This is a genomic window from Streptomyces malaysiensis subsp. samsunensis, assembly GCF_024519315.1.
In the GTDB taxonomy this organism is placed as follows: Bacteria; Actinomycetota; Actinomycetes; order Streptomycetales; family Streptomycetaceae; genus Streptomyces; species Streptomyces malaysiensis.
This window is the reverse complement of sequence record NZ_JANIIC010000033.1, coordinates 84198-103012: the sequence shown is the minus strand read 5'-3', so window position 1 is coordinate 103012 and position 18815 is coordinate 84198. Positions and strand designations below refer to the sequence as shown.

The 18815-nt window shown below is 69.6% G+C and carries 18 protein-coding genes; 4 read left to right on the top strand and 14 right to left on the bottom strand.

Translation table 11 applies throughout. The features are described from left to right. Positions 1–608: 608 nt before the first annotated feature. On the bottom strand, positions 609–2888 hold the full coding sequence (locus NQU54_RS26475; RefSeq protein ID WP_257633299.1) for an MMPL family transporter: 2280 nt from the start codon (positions 2886–2888) through the stop codon (positions 609–611). A gap of 372 nt (positions 2889–3260) precedes the next feature. Here NQU54_RS26475 and NQU54_RS26470 point away from each other — a divergent pair, with 372 nt between their 5' ends. Next, on the top strand, positions 3261–4481 hold the full coding sequence (locus tag NQU54_RS26470) for a S8 family peptidase (RefSeq protein WP_257633298.1): 1221 nt from the start codon (positions 3261–3263) through the stop codon (positions 4479–4481). 120 nt (positions 4482–4601) lie between these two features. Here NQU54_RS26470 and NQU54_RS26465 read toward each other — a convergent pair whose 3' ends face one another. The 4 genes from NQU54_RS26465 to NQU54_RS26450 form a co-directional block, all read right to left on the bottom strand. Further along, on the bottom strand, positions 4602–5189 hold the full coding sequence (locus NQU54_RS26465) for a Uma2 family endonuclease (RefSeq protein WP_257633297.1): 588 nt from the start codon (positions 5187–5189) through the stop codon (positions 4602–4604). A 167-nt stretch (positions 5190–5356) separates the two neighbouring features. After that, positions 5357–6910 (bottom strand): phosphodiester glycosidase family protein, encoded by a 1554-nt coding sequence (locus NQU54_RS26460; protein ID WP_257633296.1) that lies wholly within the window; start codon positions 6908–6910, stop codon positions 5357–5359. A 111-nt stretch (positions 6911–7021) separates the two neighbouring features. Then, positions 7022–7213, bottom strand: coding sequence for a DUF397 domain-containing protein (locus NQU54_RS26455; RefSeq protein WP_257633295.1), 192 nt, complete (start codon positions 7211–7213; stop codon positions 7022–7024). 23 nt (positions 7214–7236) lie between these two features. Next, positions 7237–8196, bottom strand: a complete 960-nt coding sequence (locus NQU54_RS26450; RefSeq protein ID WP_306279081.1) for a helix-turn-helix domain-containing protein — start codon at positions 8194–8196, stop codon at positions 7237–7239. A 38-nt stretch (positions 8197–8234) separates the two neighbouring features. On the opposite strand from NQU54_RS26450, the gene NQU54_RS26445 reads away from it, so the two are divergent. The 3 genes from NQU54_RS26445 to NQU54_RS26435 all read left to right on the top strand — a co-directional run bounded on the left by NQU54_RS26445 (position 8235) and on the right by NQU54_RS26435 (position 10805). Continuing rightward, positions 8235–8573: a hypothetical protein gene (locus NQU54_RS26445; RefSeq protein ID WP_257633294.1), complete on the top strand. Its 339-nt coding sequence runs from the start codon at positions 8235–8237 to the stop codon at positions 8571–8573. An 85-nt stretch (positions 8574–8658) separates the two neighbouring features. Beyond that, the gene (locus NQU54_RS26440) at positions 8659–10014 is read left to right on the top strand and encodes an AAA family ATPase (protein WP_257633293.1); all 1356 of its coding nucleotides are present in this window, start codon (positions 8659–8661) and stop codon (positions 10012–10014) included. Positions 10015–10196: 182 nt separating this feature from the next. Beyond that, complete coding sequence (locus NQU54_RS26435; RefSeq protein WP_257633292.1) at positions 10197–10805, top strand: HNH endonuclease family protein; 609 nt, start codon at positions 10197–10199, stop codon at positions 10803–10805. On the opposite strand, the gene NQU54_RS26430 is transcribed toward NQU54_RS26435, so the two are convergent. The 9 genes from NQU54_RS26430 to NQU54_RS26390 form a co-directional block, all read right to left on the bottom strand. Then, positions 10802–11554 carry a sirohydrochlorin chelatase gene (locus NQU54_RS26430; protein WP_257633291.1) on the bottom strand — a complete coding sequence of 251 codons (753 nt, stop codon included), beginning with the start codon at positions 11552–11554 and terminating at the stop codon, positions 10802–10804. The genes NQU54_RS26435 and NQU54_RS26430 overlap by 4 nt on opposite strands. A 126-nt stretch (positions 11555–11680) precedes the next feature. Then, positions 11681–12649 carry an ABC transporter permease gene (locus NQU54_RS26425; protein ID WP_257633290.1) on the bottom strand — a complete coding sequence of 323 codons (969 nt, stop codon included), beginning with the start codon at positions 12647–12649 and terminating at the stop codon, positions 11681–11683. Next, on the bottom strand, positions 12636–13460 hold the full coding sequence (locus NQU54_RS26420; RefSeq protein WP_176742827.1) for an ABC transporter ATP-binding protein: 825 nt from the start codon (positions 13458–13460) through the stop codon (positions 12636–12638). Before NQU54_RS26420 ends, NQU54_RS26425 begins: the two co-directional genes overlap by 14 nt. A 67-nt stretch (positions 13461–13527) precedes the next feature. Continuing rightward, complete coding sequence (locus NQU54_RS26415) at positions 13528–14589, bottom strand: aliphatic sulfonate ABC transporter substrate-binding protein (protein WP_257633313.1); 1062 nt, start codon at positions 14587–14589, stop codon at positions 13528–13530. A gap of 280 nt (positions 14590–14869) precedes the next feature. Then, complete coding sequence (locus NQU54_RS26410) at positions 14870–16237, bottom strand: sulfate adenylyltransferase subunit 1 (protein ID WP_147968350.1); 1368 nt, start codon at positions 16235–16237, stop codon at positions 14870–14872. 2 nt (positions 16238–16239) lie between these two features. Further along, a complete protein-coding gene (gene cysD / locus NQU54_RS26405; RefSeq protein WP_257633289.1) occupies positions 16240–17178 on the bottom strand; it encodes a sulfate adenylyltransferase subunit CysD in 939 nt (312 codons plus the stop codon). Positions 17179–17317: 139 nt separating this feature from the next. Then, a complete protein-coding gene (gene cysC, locus NQU54_RS26400) occupies positions 17318–17908 on the bottom strand; it encodes an adenylyl-sulfate kinase (RefSeq protein WP_257633288.1) in 591 nt (196 codons plus the stop codon). Then, on the bottom strand, positions 17890–18591 hold the full coding sequence (locus NQU54_RS26395; RefSeq protein ID WP_257633287.1) for a phosphoadenylyl-sulfate reductase: 702 nt from the start codon (positions 18589–18591) through the stop codon (positions 17890–17892). Before NQU54_RS26395 ends, cysC begins: the two co-directional genes overlap by 19 nt. Next, entirely contained in the window at positions 18588–18773 is a 186-nt protein-coding gene (locus NQU54_RS26390) for a hypothetical protein (protein WP_069867124.1), read from the bottom strand. Before NQU54_RS26390 ends, NQU54_RS26395 begins: the two co-directional genes overlap by 4 nt. Positions 18774–18815: the final 42 nt, after the last annotated feature.

The window sequence follows — 18815 nt, the reverse complement described above, 5'->3', positions numbered from 1 at the left end:
GCGCGGAACGGGCCCTGCCGCCCGTCCCGGAACGAGTGATTCCTGGACTGGCGGGGGCCCTGGCCGAGGGCGCGTGGAGGTACGGGATCAGCTCACGGTGAGAGACCGATGGAAAGTCCGGCGAGTCAGCCGCTCGGGCCGAGGCCGAGGAAATCCCTCGGGCACCTCGAACACCTCGACGGCGAACGGCTCACAGACTCGGAGAGACACCGGGCGCGTCCGGGCCGGCCAGGGCACCGGGGCCGCGCCGCGGGCGGCGGGCAGGCGAAGGAGAAGAGGCGCACGCACACGCCACCCCGGCACAGCCGCGGGTGATGCGGGTGAACACGCCGATGCCGGGACTTCCGCCCATCGGTGCACTCCTCCCGTGCGCGCGTACGCGAAATGACGCGTATGCGGATCTCCGCCGTATCCCCCGCACCGTACGGATCGCCCCGGACATCCCGCAACGCCTTTTCGACGCGCGACCCACGCCCCCACGCCGAACACTCACCCCGAACACGCCGAACCGGTCACCCGGCCCGAAGGCCATGTGACCGGTCGTCGGTCGTACTGGGGCGTACAGGGGCGCACGGAGCCGTATGGAGCCGTACGGGCGCGTGGCGCGGTCAGACGCCGGCGTGCCGGCGCTGTTCGTCCGCGTCCGGCCTCGGGGCGGCGCCCACCGGAGTGGTGGGCCGCTGGGCCGGGGCGGGCTCGTCATGGGCGAGGTCCGGGAGCCACCGCAGCCACTTCGGCAGGTACCAGTTGCGCTCGTCCAGCAGCGACATCGCGGCCGGGAGGAGCACTCCGCGGATGACGGTGGCGTCGATGAGGACCGCGGCCGCGAGGCCCACGCCCATCTGCTTCATGGACTGCATCGACAGCGTTCCGAAGATGGAGAACACCGCGACCATGATGACGGCGGCGCTGGTGACCACGCCCGCCGTGGTCACCACGCCGTGCACCACCGCGTCCTTGGTGGTGCGGCCGGCCAGGCGCGCCTCGCGGATCCGGGAGACCACGAAGACGTGGTAGTCCATGCTCAGTCCGAACAGGATCACGAAGAGGAACAGCGGCAGCCAGGACACGATCGCGCCCACGCCCTCCGCGCCGACCAGCCCCGCGCCCCAGCCGTGCTGGAAGACCGCGGTGAGGATGCCGTACGCGGCGCCCACCGACAGCAGGTTGAGCACGATGGAGGTCACGGCGATGGTGAGGGACCGGAAGGACATCAGCATCAGCAGGAAGGCGAAGACCACCACGAAGGCGAAGACCGGGGCGACGGCCGAGCCGAGCTTGTCGTTGAAGTCCTTGGAGGAGGCGGTCGAACCGCCGATGGGGGCGTCCACCCCGTCCACCGCACCGAGTGTCGCCGGGCGCACCTCGTTCCGCAGCACGTCCAGGCTCTTCTCGGCCTTGCCCTCGTCCGAGCCGCCGATCAGCGGGACCTCCACCACGGCCAGGTCCTGCTCGCGGTGGACGGTCACCTCGACCGGGCCCTTGGAGGCGCCCTTCGCCACGGCCTCGGTGCGGAAGCGGGCGATGGCGTCGCGCACCGGCGGCGAGTCGATGTCGTCCGCCTTCACCACGACCCTGGCCGGGTCGGATCCGCCCGGGAACGCCTCGTCGATGTGGTTGTACGCGTTCACGACCGGCAGCCGGTCGCCGAACTCCTGGTCCAGCGTGAGGTTCGCGGTGTTCATCCCCACGGCGGGGACGGCCAGCGCGATCAGCGCGCCACCGGCGAGGGCCAGCGACAGCTTGGGGCGGCGCAGCACCGGACGGAGGACGGCGCGCCAGATCCTGCTCTCGGTGCCGCTGCGCCGCTTGGCGCGGGTCGGGAACGGCAGCCGGCCCTTCTCCACCCGCTCACCGAGCAGCGAGAGCAGCGCGGGCAGCACCGTCACCGAGCCGACCATCGCCACCGCCACCACCATCAAGGTGGCGAGCCCCATCGCCTTGAACTCCGCGATGCCGGTGAAGAGCATGCCCGCCATCGCCACGATCACCGTGACACCCGAGACCAGGATGGCGCGGCCGGAGGTGGCCGCCGCGACCCGCAGCGCGGTCTGCGCGTCCCGTCCGGCGGCCCGCTCCTCACGCTCCCGGCGCAGGTAGAACAGGCAGTAGTCGACGCCGACGGCCAGCCCCACCAGCAGCATCACGGAGTTGGCGGTGTCGCTCATATGCACCCAGTGGCTGACCACCGCCACCAGACCGGTGGTGGCCAGGAACGCGGTCATCGCGAGCAGCACCGGCAGCAGCGCGGCCACCAGCGCACCGAAGACGATCAGCAGAATGCCCAGGGCCACCGGCAGCGCGGAGAACTCGGCCTGGGTGAAGTCGTCGCCGAACGCGTCGTCGAACGCCTTCTGGCCGCTGGCGTCGCCGAACTCCTCGATCCGCAGGTCCTGGTGGCGGTCCTGCGCCTTGTCCACCGCGTCCAGGACCGGCTGGATGTGCTCCGACGCCTTCTCCGGGTCGCCGCGCATCTCGAACTGCACCAGCGCGGAGCGCCGGTCGGCGGAGATGGTCTTCGTCTCGTACGGGGAGTGGGGAGTGGTCACCTTGCCGGTGTCGCGCACTCCGGCGATCACCGCGTCGACCGCCTCGCGGAAGGCCGGGTCGTTCGCGGTGAGCCCGCCGCCCTTCGCCTGGATCAGTACGGTTTCTCCGGCCGCTTCGTCAATGCCCGCCTTGTCGAGAATCATCGAGACGCGCCCGGACTCGCCCGGAACCTGCTCGCTGTCCGACACATCCACCCGGCCCGTCATCGAGCCGACGGCCAGGGCGAGGATGACCAGCAGCACCCAGCCCCCGACCGCCGCCCACCGGTGCCGGGCACTCCAACTGCCCGCTCGCGCGGCTATCCCGCGCGGCCTCTCCAAGCGGCCTGTGTCCGCCACGACATCCCCTTATGCCCTGGTGGCGGACCGTCCCCGCCACTCGCCGACGACGCTAGGCGGTGGCGGCGGACCGACCCATCCTGCTGACCGGTGAACCCTCCGGTGGTTCCCTCCAACCCCGGAAGGGGGGACAGCCCTACCACCCCCGATCGAGGCCCCTTACAAGCAAAGGGCTTTGACCTTGGTCTCCGCGCGGAGAACGTTGCCTATGTCACACATCTGTGGGGATCTTGAATTGACCCGTACTCATCAGTCAGGGTTTGGTCAGAACCGGAGTGGCCCCAACACACTCCGGATCTTTCGCACTTGAGGGATCGGACGCGATCCGGGTGCGGATTACCCCCCACAACCGCACGAGGAGGAACCCTCGTCATGGCAGTTCACAAGCAACGCAACGCGCGTCGACTCGGCTTGGCCGTGGCCGCCGCGACCGCCGTCACCGCCGGTGTCTTCGTGGCCGTTCCGGCCGGGGCCGCCACCACCGCCCCCGCCGAGGGCACCGTCTACGGCACCCAGGCGGAGAACGCCGTCGACGGCAGCTACATCGTCATGCTCAAGGGCGGCAAGAGCGTCAAGGCCGCCTCGGAGGGCAAGGACCTCGCCGAGCAGTACGGCGGGAAGCTGCGCCGCACCTACGACTCCGCCATCAACGGCTTCTCGGCCAGTGGTCTGACCGACACCGAGGCCAAGCGGCTCGCCGCCGACCCGTCGGTCGCCAAGGTGGTCCAGAACCACCGGTACACCATCAAGGGCACCCAGGAGAACCCGCCGTCGTGGGGCCTGGACCGGATCGACCAGGAAGACACCGAGGGCGACAAGGCGTACAACTACCCCGACAGCGCGGGTGAGGGCGTCACCGCCTACGTCATCGACACCGGTGTCCGCACCAGCCACAAGGACTTCGAGGACCGCGCCACGTCCGGCTTCGACGCCGTCGACAACGACGACGACGCGGACGACGGCAACGGCCACGGCACCCACGTGGCCGGCACCATCGCCGGTGCCGAGCACGGCGTCGCCAAGAAGGCCAAGATCGTCGCGGTGCGGGTCCTGGACGACCAGGGCTCGGGCACCACCGAGCAGGTCGTCGCGGGCATCGACTGGGTCACCGAGAACCACGAGGGCCCGTCCGTCGCCAACATGAGCCTCGGCGGCACCCCCGACGAGGCCCTCGACGCGGCCGTGCAGAAGGCCATCGACTCCGGTGTCACCTTCGGCGTGGCGGCGGGCAACGAGTCCGCCGACGCCAGCGGCAGCTCTCCCGCACGGGTGGAGGACGCGATCACGGTCGCCTCCAGCACCGACCAGGACGAGCAGTCCGACTTCTCCAACTACGGCTCGGTCGTTGACATCTACGCCCCCGGCTCGGACATCACCTCCGACTGGAACACCGGCGACGACGCGACCAACACCATCTCCGGTACGTCGATGGCCACCCCGCACGTCGTGGGCGCCGCCGCCGTCTACCTGAGCGGCCACCAGGACGCCAAGCCGGCCGACGTGTCGAAGGCGCTGACGGACGGCGCGACCGCCGACAAGATCTCCAACCCGGGCGAGGGCACGCCGAACAAGCTGCTGAAGGTCGTCGAGTAAGTCTCATACGGCTGAGGTGAACGGTTCCCAGGGGCGCAGCCGGGTGGCGAGACCACCCGGCTGCGCCTCTGGACGGCGGGAGCCCCCTTCGTCTTCAACCCGGAGGGCTGGGCCCCGGCGTCAGCCCTCCAACTCGCGGCGCGCGACGTCGAGATCCAGGTCAACGGTGAACTCTCCGGCCACGTCGACGGACGCCCTGCCCGTGATGGTGGCAGCCTCGCGGTAGGTGCCTCCGTCCAACTCGTGCACCACCACGCACAGATCCGGTTCCATCTCGACCCGCCAATAGGCGGGCACCTTCGCTTGAGCGTAGAGCGCCGGTTTGAGGATCCGGTCGGCGGCCCGGCTCAACGGGGAGACGATCTCCCCCAGCAGCAGCATGGTCTCGAGCGGCGCAGCCAGCGTGTGGCGCGAGACGACAGCGCGGTCGACAACGGCAATGTCGGGGATGAACAGCCTTGAATCGTTTGCCACCATCACCGCCCCTGCGGTGAGAAAGCGCACGCCGGAGCGAGTTGATCCGGCGTTGATCTGGCCGCGTAGCGCGGAAGACACGATTTGGTGGGCCAAGCCGGGGGCGGGGGATATGCAGAGAACACCATCCACAAGCTCGTAACGAGCCCGCGCTGGGTGTGCCGGAAGCGCCAGGACGTCCTCGACCGTCCAGGGTCCCACGTGATCGTCGATTCGCGTCCCGGTGACGCTCATGGCTGTGACTCCCGGTTCTTCTCGGCTCAGCGTGCCGTCCGGCACGGTCAATCCCCGAGACTTTCAGCCTGGACCGTGGGCTCGCGGGCGAAAGCATGAGCATCACCCACAGGAGTGAGCCGAGCACCGACCGGCGGCGGCCGGTGCTCGGCGACGCCCCGGTCCCGCTACGGCAGTACCTGCACCGTGTCGCCCACCGCGCGTTCGCCCGTCGCGTCTGAGGTGACGTTGGCGAGACGGCCGTTCACGGCCATGGCGGTGGAGCCGCCGCCGTCCAGGTTGAGGGCCTGGACGGCGCCCAGGGAGCGCATGAAACGGGCGGCCTCCTCCAGGGTGAAGCCCTCGCTCACACCGGGCTGACGGCCGTCCACCGTGGCCAGGATCAGCCGCCCCTTCGCGTCGAGCCCGGCCATCGTGCGGGGCTGCCGCACGTTCGACCAGGCGTAGCCGAAGGAGAGGTTCTTCGGGTCGAGGGTGCCCTCGGCGGCGGCGTCGATGGCGAGGCGGCCGTCCTTCACCAGGGTCGGGGCGGCGCTGACGATGCTGTCGTCGGAGTCGAGCCGGACGCGACGGCCGGCGGTGTCCCGGACGACCTCCTTCAGCGCGATCCGCTCGCCCTGCCGGGCATGGGTCGTCAGCCAGTCGGACGCGGCGCCGATGCCCTGGAGCACGGAGCCCCCGGCCGGGACCGTACCGCCGCGCGCCCCGGTGGAGACCACCCGGCCGTCGGCGTCGAGTACGACCTGGGTCCCGGGGCCGGTGGGCAGCGCGGCGCGGAACCTCGGCGTGAACTTCACCAGGTCGTCGGTCTCGGCGCAGGTCACGTCCTGCCGGGGCGACTCGGTCGGAGTGGCCCCGGGACGGCCGCAGTTGCGCACCTTGCCGGGCACCCGGTTGATGCCCTGGACCGCATACGTGGATGATCCCGCCCGCGCGGTGACCGTACTGGTCAGATCGGCGATACGGGCGTGCCGACCGCCGTCCGCCAGGATCAGCGCGGCCCGCGAACCGGCGGCCATCGACTCCAACTCCCCGTCGTACGCGCCGATTCCGGCCATCGTGCCCTGGACGCCGTCGGCGTCGGAGGTGATGAAGAAACCACCGTTGACGGCGAGCAGGGAGTGGCGCTTCGCGGCGACCGAGGAGGTCGTCTCACGGTCCGCCACGCTGGTGTCATGCGTGGCCGCCACGGTGCCGGTGAAGCGGGCCGGATCGATCACCGCCACATGGACGCTCTCCCGGTCGGCGGGCTGCTGCGCGTCGTAGCCGGTCCACTCCGCCACCGCCGTGAACCCGGCCGCGGCCACCTTCTCGCGCGCGCCCTGCGCCTCACCGGAGGTGCCGTACGAGCCCAGCCGCACCCGCCACCCCATGGTGCCGTGCGGTGTGTCCGCGTAGGCGGCCCACACCACCCGCTCGACCCGCGGCTCGAACCCCGCGCCGCGCAGCCGCCCCGCCGTGTCGTCCGCCCAGGCCCGGTCGCCCAGCGGCGCGGAACCCGGCCCCTGCACCGTGACCGTCCAGCTCGGCTTCGCGTCCGCGTCCCGAAGAACCCCGGCCCGCACCTGTACCCCTGGGGCCACCGTCTCCGTCGTCCAGGACCCGGCATCCGGCGCCGCCTGCGCCGGGGGATGCACGACCGCCAACACGACGGCGGCCCCCAGCACGGCCCCCATACGGACACCCGGACCCCGGCGGACACTGCTCTCTTCGTTGCGCATGCCCGGAAGTCCAGCGGCGCCCGGGGACGGCACCGACACGGAGGTGGGGCGAGACGCGGAACGTACGGTGAACGGGCGGGGGAATGCCGAGGGCCGCCCCGCCCCTCGTGACTACCGCCCGAGTCGGTCGAGCGTCCCCGCCTTGACGGCGCGTATGAATGTTCCGAGTCGGCCCGGCGTGGTGGTGAGGATGTCGGCGGGGGCGTCGCTTTCCCGGAGCCGTATTTCACCGCCTGCCGTGGCGAGTTCAACGCAGTCGTTGGTCTCGCCCGGCCCGGAGAACGACGACTTCCGCCATGTCATCGGCTTTTCCATGATCCTGCCCTTCACAATTGCCGCATGATGGTGTGGATGAATTCCTGAGATCTTTCAGCCGACAAGGAGAACGCCAGGGCCTTGTCGAGAAATACGCGATACCGTGCCAGCTGCGACTCCGCATCCAGCAGGATAGGGCCGTGCGGCACATCGATGTGTACGGTGTCCAGCCTCGGCACCGGGCCGTATGCGTAGAGCACGGGCGTCCCGACGCCGCCGAATCCTTCCGCGTCGAACGGGACAACCCGTACGGTGATCCCGGAGCGCTCGCCTTGCTCAAGCACGAAGGCGAGTTGTTGTCGTGCGACCTCCCGATCGGCGACAAGTGTCCGCAGAGCGGCTTCATGAACGACTGCTTCATACGCGGGAGGCGATTCCCCCTCGAGCACCTCTCGCCGTCGCATACGGAACGCGACCAGCGCGTCCAATTGGCGTGTTGACGGCTGGGGAACCCCGTAGGCCATGAGCGCACGCGTGTAGTTCTCCACTTGGAGAAGTCCAGGGATGTAGACACCCTGGAAGGTGCGCAAACGGCGAGATCGATGCTCCAGTTCGGCGAGATCCAGGGCTGCGTGTGCGAGGGTCCCCCGGTGCTCCTCCCACCACCCCTTGTCGCGTTCCGCGGCCATAGCGACCAACTCGTCGATCAGCGCGTCGTCGAGGCACGCGTAATACGTTGCCATTCCGCGCAGCCGTTCCTCGCTGACGCCGGTCCGTCCCGCCTCCACGTGGCTCATCTGGGCGGAGGTCGTGCCGACCCGCTCGGCTGCTTCTCGGGCGGTCAAGCCCGCCGCTTCACGCATCTTGCGCAGTTCGATTCCCAACCGCACTTGACGTGCCGTGGGTTGACTTCTCACCGCCATGCCCGGCGCCTCCGACTTCTCGACAATCCGACAGGCGTTCGTTGTGTAGCTCTGTCGGCCCCCAATGTCTGCCACAACTTTGTGGCGTACTTTACGTGACGCGCTCATCACGCAGCGGTGAGCGGCAGCCGAAGCCTACTGCGCCCGTGGAGGCCCAGATGGAGACACCGAACTCCCCAGAACTCTTCGACAAGGAACTCTGCGACCTCGTCCTCGCCGTCGCGCCCAGGATCTTCGCCGTTGTCCAGGAGTGCGAGGTGCGGCCTGGCCTGAAAGACGGGTGTGTCGCGGCGTGGGGAATCGCCTTCGGTGAGGGTCCCGTCCACGTGATCACGGCCGACGGCACCGGCCAGATGGTCCTCAACCCGCCGGAGCGCGCCCTTCGATGGTTCACGCGCGGCGCTGGTGAGGACGGCGTGACGGCAAGGCTGGTGTGGCTCAGCCGGTCGGGAGGGGCCACTTTCGACCATGCCGAGGCTGCTTAGCGCCCCGGTCATGGCCTATTGCCGATTGCCCCAATCGATAGGCTGCGGAGAGTTACCCGCTCCGGCCCGTTAGCAGGAGGCAAGCATGTACGTGGCGGACGTGGAGCTGTCCGGGGTTCGGGGGTTTCACGGTCACCGGGCGGCCCGATTGCGATTCCCTCGGCGTGAGGATGGCAGTTACGCGGGCTGGACCGTGCTGGCCGGGCGGAACGGCTCGGGCAAGTCGACGGTGCTGCAAGCCCTCGCGTTGGTAGTGCAAGGTCCGGCTGTCACCCATGCGCTGCTCAAGAAGGCAGACGAGTGGGTGACTCAGGAAGCGCGCAAGGCGGTCGTCGAGGCGACGGTGGTCGGTCCCGAACACGTGGATGCCCGTTGGGCCAGCTCCGACAGCTCCGCCGACGGTTGGTTTCCAGAGACAGGAAGTGTCCGGCTGGTCTGGGACCGGATGAAGAATCGTGGTAAGAATCATGTCAGCCTGCGGCATCCGGTGATGAAGAAAGCGGCCGATCTTCAACGCAGGGCTGAGTCGGGCCCTTGGCAGCAGGATCCGCAGGGGTGGCTGTGCCTCGGTTATGGCCCTTATCGCCGCCTCGGCGGCGGAAACTCTGCGCGGAATGTGGGTTCCGAGCGTGCTGAGCGGCTGGCAACACTCTTCGATGAGAGCGTCTGCCTGACGGAAGGCGTCACTTGGCTCATCGAACAACATCTGCGTAGTCTCGAAGGGCGTACCGGCGCACGAGAGCTCGTAGAGGCTGTAAAACTCCTGCTCGGCGATGGGCTGCTCCCCGATTACCACGAGGTGACCGACGTCGACTCCGATGGTCTCTGGGTGACGACCCCGCGTGGAGTGCTCGCCTTGCGTGGGCTGAGCGATGGTTACCGCTCGGTCACGGCTCTGGTCGTGGATATCGTCCGGCACTTGTATGGTGCGTATGGCGAGTTGCGAGTCGAGAACCGTGACGGACGTCCTGTCATCCCGATGCCCGGTGTCGTGCTCATAGACGAAGTCGATTCTCATCTACACGTCAGCTGGCAGAAGCTGATCGGCCCGTGGATGAAGCAGCACTTCCCGGAAATCCAGTTCATCGTCACCACCCACAGCCCGTACATCTGTCAGTCCGCCGACCCTGGCGGATTGATCAGGCTGGCCGCGCCCACGGAAGAACGTCCACCCGAGGTGGTTGACGAAGAGCTGTACCAGCGGGTCGTGTACGGCAGCGGGGACGACGCGGTCCTGTCCGACCTCTTCGGGGTCGATTCGCCATACTCTCATCGTGCGGACGAGCTTCGGCGACGGCTGGCGGCCATGGAGTTCAGGGTGCTGGACGGCCAGGCGAGCGAGGCGGAGGTGGTCGAATACCGTCGGCTAAGCGCGCAGCTAAACAGTTCTCTGTCTGCGCGGGTAAGCGAAGTGGCCGCCCATCTGGGGCGTGAGGAATGATTCGGTTAGAACGGCCACCGCTCGACGGTCAGACGGTGAAACTGCTTGCACGAGCGCACGATCGCCTACCTGACGCCGACCTCACAGAAGCTGTCGCCCGAAAGGCTTGGAAGGCGGCCAGCGGCACCCGCGAGCGCGTAGCCATGGCCCTCCGCGCGATGGCCAGCGGGATTGAGCGTTGTATGTACTGCTCGGAGAGTCTTGGCACAGCCGTCGACCACTTCGAGCCGCTGAACCATGCCCCTCGCCGGGTGTTCGACTGGTACAACCACCTCCTCGGGTGCTCCTTTTGCAACTCGCACGCCAAGGGGGGCACCTTCCCGAGAGGCGAGGACGGGGAGCCACTGCTCATCGACCCCACGGCGGACGAACCGGTACATCATCTCCGGCTGTCCCTCACCAGCGGTGAGTACCACTGTCTGACCCCGCGTGGCTGCGCGACCATCGATGTCTTTCAGCTCAACCGGGGTCCATTACGCAAGGGCAGGCTGGATGCGGTAGGCCAGTGTCTCGACACTCTGGCGAACTGCGCCGATCTTCTGGCGGTGGACGACAAGGCGGGTGCGCAGAAGCGCATGCTGAGACTGCGACGTCAGCCCCTCGCGGATGTTCTGCAAGAGTTACGGCGCATCGCGGACCGGCCCTCGGCGGCCGTGGTGGTCGGAGACGAGGCCGCCCTTGCCGCCTTGCGCGCGTTGTACGGGCAGCCGGTGGCCGAGCCCGTGTTCTTTCCGCGGCAGACCGCGCGGCACGAGCCGGACTGCAGGTCCTGGAAGACCGCCCCGTCCTAGGCGCTGAGCAGCACCCGGCCCGCCCCGCGCGCCTCGTCGTAGCGGTGGAGGAGGAGACGGGCCAGTTCGGGGGCGGGGCCCAGGACGGGGGACAGCAGGTCGGCGCCCGCCGCTTCGGCGCCGTGGGCGATGCGGTCGGGCAGGCGGCCGGGAGCGATGACGTAGGGGGCCACGGCCACGCGGGGGACGCCGTCCGCGCGCAGGGCGCGGACGGCGTCCTCGGTGCGGGGAAGAGAGGCGGAGGCGAACGCGGGTCGCACGGCGCACCATCCGGTGTGCCGCCACTCCCGCGCGATTTCAGCGATCACCGCGATCGCCTCCGGGTCGGTGGAGCCCGCCGAGGCCAGGACGACCCCGGTCGAGGAACGGTCGGCGGGGCGCAGCCCCGCCTCGTGCAGGCGGCGTTCCAGGGCGTCCAAGAGCAGCGGGGACGGGCCCAGGACCGCGGCCTGGCGGACGGACAGCCGGGGGTGGCGGGCCGTGGCCTCGCGCAGGACCGCCGGGATGTCGGTCTTCGCGTGGAAGGCGCGGGTGAGCAGGAGCGGGAGGGCGATCACCTCGGTCGCGTCCGCCGCGGCGAGGCGGGCCAGTACCTGCGGTACGCGCGGTGCGTTGAACTCCAGGAACGCCGCCTCCACCCGCAGTTCCGACCGCATCGACCGCACCCGCGCGCGCAGCGCGTCGACGGTCGCCGCATGGCGGGGGTCGCGGCTGCCGTGGGCGATGATCAGCAGGGTCGGGGCAGACATGGTGGCTTTCCGTTCCGTGGCTTTCCGGTCGGTGGCTTTCCGGTCGGTGGTTTTCCGCTCGGCGGGCTTCCGCTGTGTGGCTTGCTGCTCAGCGGCTTCCGTTCAGCGTTCCGGTCGGTGCTCCGTTCAGCGCGCGCTCGCCAGCAGGCCGCGGCTGCGCAGCACCCGGCGCTCGATCGGGGCGAAGATCAGCAGCTCGATGGCGATGCCGACGACGAGGATCATGAGGATGCCGAGGAGCACCCCCGCCATATCGGAGTTGTTGCGCTGGTTCTCCAGGTACTGGCCGAGCCCCAGGCCCAGGTCCGGGGACTTGGCGATGATCTCGGCGGCCATCAGCGAGCGCCAGGAGAAGGCCCAGCCCTGCTTGAGCCCGGCGACGTAACCCGGCAGCGCGGCGGGCAGCAGGATATGCCGGGCGCTGACCAGGCCGCGGGCACCGAGGGTGCGTCCGGCCCGCAGGAAGAGCGGGGGCACCTGGTCGATGCCGGCCACCAGCCCGTTGGCGATGGAGGGGACCGCGCCCAGCAGGATGACGGTGTACATCATCTGGTCGTTCAGGCCCAGCCAGATCACCGCGGGCGGCACCCAGGCGACCGAGGGCAGCGACTGGAGCCCGGACAGGATCGGGCCGATACCGGCGCGGATGAACTTCACCCGGGCGACCACCAGACCCAGCGGGGTCGCGATCGCCAGCGCGATGACGAAGCCGAACAGACCGCGCGAGACGCTGGTCCAGACGATGTCGAACAGCTCGCCCTCGAGCCACAGCTGGTGCAGCGCGTCCCAGACCCGGCCCGGGTCGGGCAGCTTGTAGTCGGCGGTGACCTTCGCGAGGACGAGCACCTTCCACACGGCCAGCACGACGGCCACGGCCACGATGGGCGGCAGCACCTTCTGGACCAGCACCTCGACCGGTGAGACACGCTTGGTCTGCACCGCGTCCAGGGCGTCCAGACCGGCCTCAAGACCCGCCAGGTCCTGGGCGTTCCCCGGACGCGGCTTCGCCGTGGACTTCTCGATGGGCCGCTCCCCGCCGTCGCCGCCGTCGGCTTCCTCGACCGCGGTGCCGCGGGTGGTCTCACTGCTGGCCATGGCGGCGGATCTCCCCACGCAGTTCTTCGGTGATCTCAACGGACAGGTCGGCGACGTCCGCGTCCTCGATACGGCGCGGCTGCGGAATGTCCACCGTCCATTCGCGGACGACCCGCCCCGGCCGGGAGGACAGCAGCACCACACGCTCGGCCAGCCGGACCGCCTCGCGGACGTTGTGGGTCACGAACAGCACCGAGACACCGGTCTCGCTCCAGATCCGGGTCAGCTCCTCGTGCAGCACATCGCGGGTGATGGCGTCGAGCGCGGCGAACGGCTCGTCCATCAGCAGCACGCTGGAGTCCTGCGCCAGCGCGCGGGCCAGCGCCACGCGCTGCCGCATACCGCCGGAGAGCTCGTGCACCCGCTTGCCGTAGGAGCCGCCGAGCCGCACCAGCTCCAGCAGCCGCTCGGCATGCGGCCTGCGCTCGGCGCGCGGCACCCCGCGCAGCCGCAGGGCCAGCTCGATGTTCTTCCCCGCGGTCAGCCACGGGAACAGGGCGTGCTCCTGGAACATCAGGGCCGGCCGGCCACCGGGGACCTCGATGGCCCCCGTGGTCGGCTTGTCCAGGTCGGCGATCAGATTGAGCAGGGTCGACTTGCCACAGCCGGACGCCCCCAGAATGCAGACGAACTCCCCGGGCCGCACCCGGAGGTTGATGTCCTCAAGAACGGGCTGGGCCGCCCCGGGACGGCCGAAGGACTTGTGCACATGGGCGATCGAGACGGATCCGGTGGCATCGGCGGGGCCGGGGGAGCCCGCCGCCGCGGCGCTCGCCCGGTCGTCCTTCTCGGTGGTCAGTGCCGGGGACATCCGGTCACCTCCTGATGGATGCGTACATGCGTACTCGCGTACCGTGCGTACGGGGACGGACGGGCGGCTACTTGACGCCGAGACCCGCGTCGGAGACGGTCGGCTTGCCCTCGGCCTCGAGGACCTTGTTCAGCGGGGCCAGGTCGTAGATCCCCTTGAGATCGGGCTTCTCCAGGAGCCCCGCCCGGACCGCGTGGTCCGCCTCGGCGTTCAGCGTCGAGGCCAGCGGGTCGTCGGTGGCCTGGATGGACTTCCACGCCGGGTCGATCACCTCGGCGGGCAGCGGCTTGCCGGTCTCCTCCTTGAGCGTGGCGTTGGCCGCTTCCTTCGCCTGCTCGGGGTTGGCGTTGATGAAGGCGTTGGTCTTCACCGAGCCGCGCAGCACGGCCTCGACGACCTTCGGATGCTCCTTCAGGAACTGCTGCCGGACGATCACGTTCGTGATCACGAACTTCTTGTCCGGCCACAGCGAGGACTCGTCGAGCAGCACCTTGGCGCCCTCGGCGACCAGCTTGGACGCCGTCGGCTCCGGCACCCACGCGCCGTCGATGGCACCGGACTTGTACGCGTCCGGGGTGACCTTGTTGTCGGTGCGGACCACCGACACATCGCCCTTGCCGCTCTGCGCGTCGACCTTCCAGCCCTTGCTCGCGGCCCAGTTGAGGAAGGCCACGTCCTGGGTGTTGCCCAGTTGCGGGGTGGCGATCTTCTTGCCCTTGACATCGTTCAGCGTCTTGATCTTCTTGGGGTTGACCACCAGCTTGACGCCGCCGGAGACCGACCCGGAGATGATTCTCAGGCTGGAGCCGTGCGACTTCACATAGCCGTTGATGGCCGGTGACGGGCCGATCCAGCCGATGTCGATGGAGCCCGCGTTGAGCGCCTCGATCTCCGAAGGCCCGGCGTTGAAGACGAACGGCGACACCTTCGTGCCGTGCAGCTCCTGCTGGATCTGGCCGCCCTTGCGCAGCCCCACCAGTGCGGTGGCATGGGTGAGATTGGCGAAGTAGCCGACCTTCACCTTGTCCAGGCCGTCGATCTTGTCGCCGCCGGCCGCGGGAACGGCCGAGGACCCCTTGTCGTCGGACTTCTTGTCCGAGCCGTAGCCGCAGGCGCCCAGCGCGCCCATCAGCAGGGGGAGGACGGCGGCCGCCGCCAGGATCCGGGTACGGCGGTGAGGGCGCTGGGCGGTGCGGCGGAAGGCAGATGACACGGGTGTTCCTCTCGACGGGCCGGGGCGGCGTCAGAGGACGCCCGGCAGATCAGACGGTTTTCGGCGGTGGTGGACAGGAGCGGACAGCGGTGTCAGCCCGCACATCGCCCGACCCCGCCCTGACCGCTGCCGAGCGCGCCGCTGCCAATGCGGCCGCCCTCCTTGGCGAACGTCGAGAACACCTCACCGGCCATGGTCAGAAGTCCCATCCCTCGTCGTCCCGCGCGCCCTCGGCACCCTCGGCCGACGCCGCGAAGGAGTCCCCCGCCATCCCGGCGGTGAGCGTGGTGCCGTCGGCCGGGTCGATCAGCAGGAAGGAGCCGGTGCGGCGCGAGGCGTCGTACGCGTCAAGCGCCAGCGGCTCCGAGGTACGGAGCACGACCCGGCCGATGTCATTGGCGGCCAGCTCACCCGGCGCCGGGTGGTGCGACAGATCGGCCAGCGTCAGCCGGGACGGGATGTCCTTGATGATCGCCTTCACCGTGCGGGTGGTGTGCTTGAGCAGCACCCGGTCGCCGACGCGCAGCGGACGGTCGTGCAGATGGCAGACGGTGGCCTCGACGTCCTGGGTGGTCTCCGGGGTGTGGTCGCTCGGTGCGAGCAGATCCCCGCGCGAGATGTCCAGATCGTCGGCGAGGGTGACGGTCACCGACTGCGGGGCCCACGCCACGTCCACCATCGTGCCCAGCGCGTCGATCCCGGTGATGGTGGACGTCCGGCCGGACGGCAGCACGGTCACGGCATCGCCCGTGCGCAGCACACCGGAGGCGATCTGGCCCGCGTAGCCGCGGTAGTCGGGGTGCTCGGCGGTCTGCGGGCGGATCACGTACTGCACCGGGAAACGCGCCGGGTCCTGGGACGGATCGGTGCCCACCGGCACGGTCTCCAGGTGCTCCAGCACGGTCGGGCCGCCGTACCAGTCCATGTTCGCCGACGGGGTCACCACATTGTCCCCGGCGAGCGCCGAGATCGGGATGGCCGTGATCTCGGGGACGCCCAGCGACGCGGCGTAAGTGGTGAACTCCTCGGCGATGGCCGCGAAGACCGGCTCCGCGTAGTCCACCAGGTCCATCTTGTTGACGGCGAGGACCACATGCGGAACCCGCAGCAGGGCCGCGACCGCGGCATGCCGCCGGGTCTGCTCCACCACGCCGTTGCGCGCGTCCACCAGGACGACCGCGAGCTCGGCGGTGGAGGCGCCGGTGACCATGTTGCGGGTGTACTGCACATGGCCGGGGGTGTCGGCGAGGATGAACCGCCGCTTGGGCGTGGCGAAGTAGCGGTAGGCGACATCGATGGTGATGCCCTGCTCCCGCTCCGCGCGCAGCCCGTCCGTCAGCAGCGCCAGGTCCGGGGCCTCCTGGCCACGGCTGCGCGAGGCGTGCGCCACGGCCTCCAACTGGTCGGCCAGCACCGACTTGGAGTCGTGCAGCAGCCGCCCGACCAGGGTGGACTTACCGTCGTCCACCGAGCCCGCGGTGGCGAACCGCAGCTGCGAGGTGGCCGCGGACCGCTCCACGGCGGCCGCCGCGGCCTGCTCCCCGGACGTCAGATTGCTCGTCATGGTTAGAAGTACCCCTCGCGCTTGCGGTCCTCCATCGCGGCCTCCGACAGCTTGTCGTCGGCGCGGGTCGCCCCCCGCTCGGTCAGCCGCGAGGCGGCTATCTCATCGATGACCTGCTCGATGGTCACCGCGTCGGACTCGACGGCGCCGGTGCAGGACATGTCGCCCACCGTGCGGTAGCGCACCATGCGCCGCTCCACGGTCTCGTCGTCCTTCGGACCGCCCCACTCACCGGGCGCCAGCCACATACCACCGCGGCGGAAGACCTCGCGCTCATGCGCGTAGTAGATCTCCGGCAGGTCGATCTTCTCCCGGGCGATGTACTGCCATACGTCCAGCTCGGTCCAGTTGGAGAGCGGGAAGACCCGGACGTGCTCACCGGGGGAGTGGCGGCCGTTGTAGAGCTGCCACAGCTCGGGGCGCTGCCGCCGCGGATCCCAGCCGCCGAACTCGTCCCGCAGGGAGAACACCCGCTCCTTGGCGCGGGCCTTCTCCTCGTCCCGGCGGCCACCGCCGAAGACCGCGTCGAAGCGGTTCTTGTCGATGGCGTCCAGCAGCGGCACGGTCTGGAGCGGATTGCGGGTGCCGTCCGGGCGCTCGCGCAGCCGGCCGTCGTCGATGAACTCCTGCACCGAGGCCACATGCAGCCGCAGCCCATGGTGGGCGACGGTGTTGTCCCGGTAGGTGAGGACCTCGGGGAAGTTATGGCCCGTGTCCACGTGCAGCAGTGAGAACGGGACCGGCGCCGGGGCGAACGCCTTGAGCGCGAGATGCAGCATGACGATGGAGTCCTTGCCGCCGGAGAACAGGATCACCGGTCGCTCGAACTCACCCGCCACCTCGCGGAAGATGTGCACCGCCTCGGACTCCAACGCGTCCAGGTGCGCGAGCGCGTACAGGCCCGCGCCCTCGCCCGCGTTGATCGCCGTCACGGTTGTCATGCCGCGCCCCTTTCGTTCGCTCGGCTGCGGTAGTAGCTTCCCGTCCTGTCGGCGGCTTCGCCGTGGGCACCGCCGGGCACTCGGCCCCCGGGTGCGGGGAGCGCCATGGCCCGCGATGCGGCGGCCGCGCGTACGTGACTCACAGCAGTCCCCTTTCACTCAACAGCAACCGCACCTCGGCGGCCGACTCCTGCACGCTGTTCCTGTGGGTTTCGATGCGCAGATCCGGGTCGGCAGGGGCCTCGTAGGGGTCGTCAACACCGGTCAGACCCGAAATCTCGCCCGCGGCCTGCTTCGCGTACAGCCCCTTGACGTCCCGCTCCGAGCACACGTCGACGGGGGTGGCGACATGCACCTCCAGATATGGGGTGCCCTCCCGCTGGTGGCGCTTGCGCACCGCCTCGCGGCTGTCCTCGTACGGGGCGATGACCGGCACCAGCACCGTGACCCCGTGGGAGGCCAGCAACTCGGCCACGAAGCCGATCCGCTGGACGTTGGTGTGCCGGTCCTCGCGGGAGAAACCAAGACCCGCGGAGAGGAACTCGCGGATCTCGTCCCCGTCGAGCACCTCCACCCGCCGGCCCTCGCCGCGCAGCCGCTCGGCCAGCGCATAGGCGATCGTGGTCTTTCCCGCGCTCGGCAGCCCGGTCAGCCACACCGTGGCACCGGTGGTCGTGGGGGCGCTCATCTCGTTCTCCTGGTCGACAGCCATCAGCCGTGCAGCCCGCATTCGGTCTTGTTGCTCCCCGCCCAGCGGCCGGACCGTATGTCCTCGCCTTCCAGTACCCGACGGGTGCAGGGCGCGCAGCCTATCGACGGATAGCCGTCCATCAGCAGGGGGTTGGTCAGCACGCCGTGCTCGGCGACATAGGCTTCGACATCCGCCTGGGTCCAGCGGGCGATCGGGGAGATCTTCACCTTACGGCGCCGGGCGTCCCAGCCAACGACCGGGGTATCGGCGCGAGTTGGCGATTCGTCCCGACGCAGTCCGGTGGCCCAGGCGTCATACTCCCGCAACCCCTCCTCGAGCGGCCGCACCTTGCGCAGGGCGCAGCACAGATCGGGGTCGCGGTCATGCAGCTCGGGGCCGTACTCGGCGTCCTGCTCGGCGACCGTCTGGCGCGGGGTCAGGGTGATGACATTGACGTCCATCACGGCGGCCACCGCGTCACGGGTGCCGATGGTCTCCGGGAAGTGGTAGCCGGTGTCGAGGAAGACCACATCGACACCGGGGAAGGCGCGGGAGGCCAGGTGCGCCACCACCACGTCCTCCATCGAGGAGGTGACGCAGAAGCGCGATCCGAACGTGTCCGCCGCCCAGCGCAGGATCTCCAGCGCCGGGGCGTCCTCGAGTTCATGGCCCGCCTTTTCGGCGAGCCCTTCGAGATCGGTGTCCTCAAGCCGTGTCGTCATATCGCCGTGCCCCCTTCATCGACCGAGTCGTGCCGCAGGCCCTTGGCCAGCAGCCCGAGGAACGACAGGCGGAACGCGCGATTGCAGGACGCGCATTCCCACGCGCCATGGCCCTCCTCCGAAGGCCGCAGATCCTCATCGCCGCAGTAGGGGCAGTAGAACGGCGCCGCACGCTCACTCACCGTGCCTCCCGCTCAGCCCCGACGCGCTCCGACGCGCGGGCT

Bases quoted from the DNA above. Each gene is read 5' to 3' on its own strand.
- NQU54_RS26470 (WP_257633298.1), top strand. From the start codon at position 3,261: ATGGCAGTTCACAAGCAACGCAACGCGCGTCGACTCGGCTTGGCCGTG.
- NQU54_RS26465 (WP_257633297.1), bottom strand. From the start codon at position 5,189: ATGAGCGTCACCGGGACGCGAATCGACGATCACGTGGGACCCTGGACG.
- NQU54_RS26460 (WP_257633296.1), bottom strand. From the start codon at position 6,910: ATGCGCAACGAAGAGAGCAGTGTCCGCCGGGGTCCGGGTGTCCGTATG.
- NQU54_RS26455 (WP_257633295.1), bottom strand. From the start codon at position 7,213: ATGACATGGCGGAAGTCGTCGTTCTCCGGGCCGGGCGAGACCAACGAC.
- NQU54_RS26450 (WP_306279081.1), bottom strand. From the start codon at position 8,196: ATGAGCGCGTCACGTAAAGTACGCCACAAAGTTGTGGCAGACATTGGG.
- NQU54_RS26440 (WP_257633293.1), top strand. From the start codon at position 8,659: ATGTACGTGGCGGACGTGGAGCTGTCCGGGGTTCGGGGGTTTCACGGT.
- NQU54_RS26435 (WP_257633292.1), top strand. From the start codon at position 10,197: ATGTACTGCTCGGAGAGTCTTGGCACAGCCGTCGACCACTTCGAGCCG.
- NQU54_RS26430 (WP_257633291.1), bottom strand. From the start codon at position 11,554: ATGTCTGCCCCGACCCTGCTGATCATCGCCCACGGCAGCCGCGACCCC.
- NQU54_RS26425 (WP_257633290.1), bottom strand. From the start codon at position 12,649: ATGGCCAGCAGTGAGACCACCCGCGGCACCGCGGTCGAGGAAGCCGAC.
- NQU54_RS26420 (WP_176742827.1), bottom strand. From the start codon at position 13,460: ATGTCCCCGGCACTGACCACCGAGAAGGACGACCGGGCGAGCGCCGCG.
- NQU54_RS26415 (WP_257633313.1), bottom strand. From the start codon at position 14,589: ATGGGCGCGCTGGGCGCCTGCGGCTACGGCTCGGACAAGAAGTCCGAC.
- NQU54_RS26410 (WP_147968350.1), bottom strand. From the start codon at position 16,237: ATGACGAGCAATCTGACGTCCGGGGAGCAGGCCGCGGCGGCCGCCGTG.
- cysD (WP_257633289.1), bottom strand. From the start codon at position 17,178: ATGACAACCGTGACGGCGATCAACGCGGGCGAGGGCGCGGGCCTGTAC.
- cysC (WP_257633288.1), bottom strand. From the start codon at position 17,908: ATGCGGGCTGCACGGCTGATGGCTGTCGACCAGGAGAACGAGATGAGC.
- NQU54_RS26395 (WP_257633287.1), bottom strand. From the start codon at position 18,591: ATGACGACACGGCTTGAGGACACCGATCTCGAAGGGCTCGCCGAAAAG.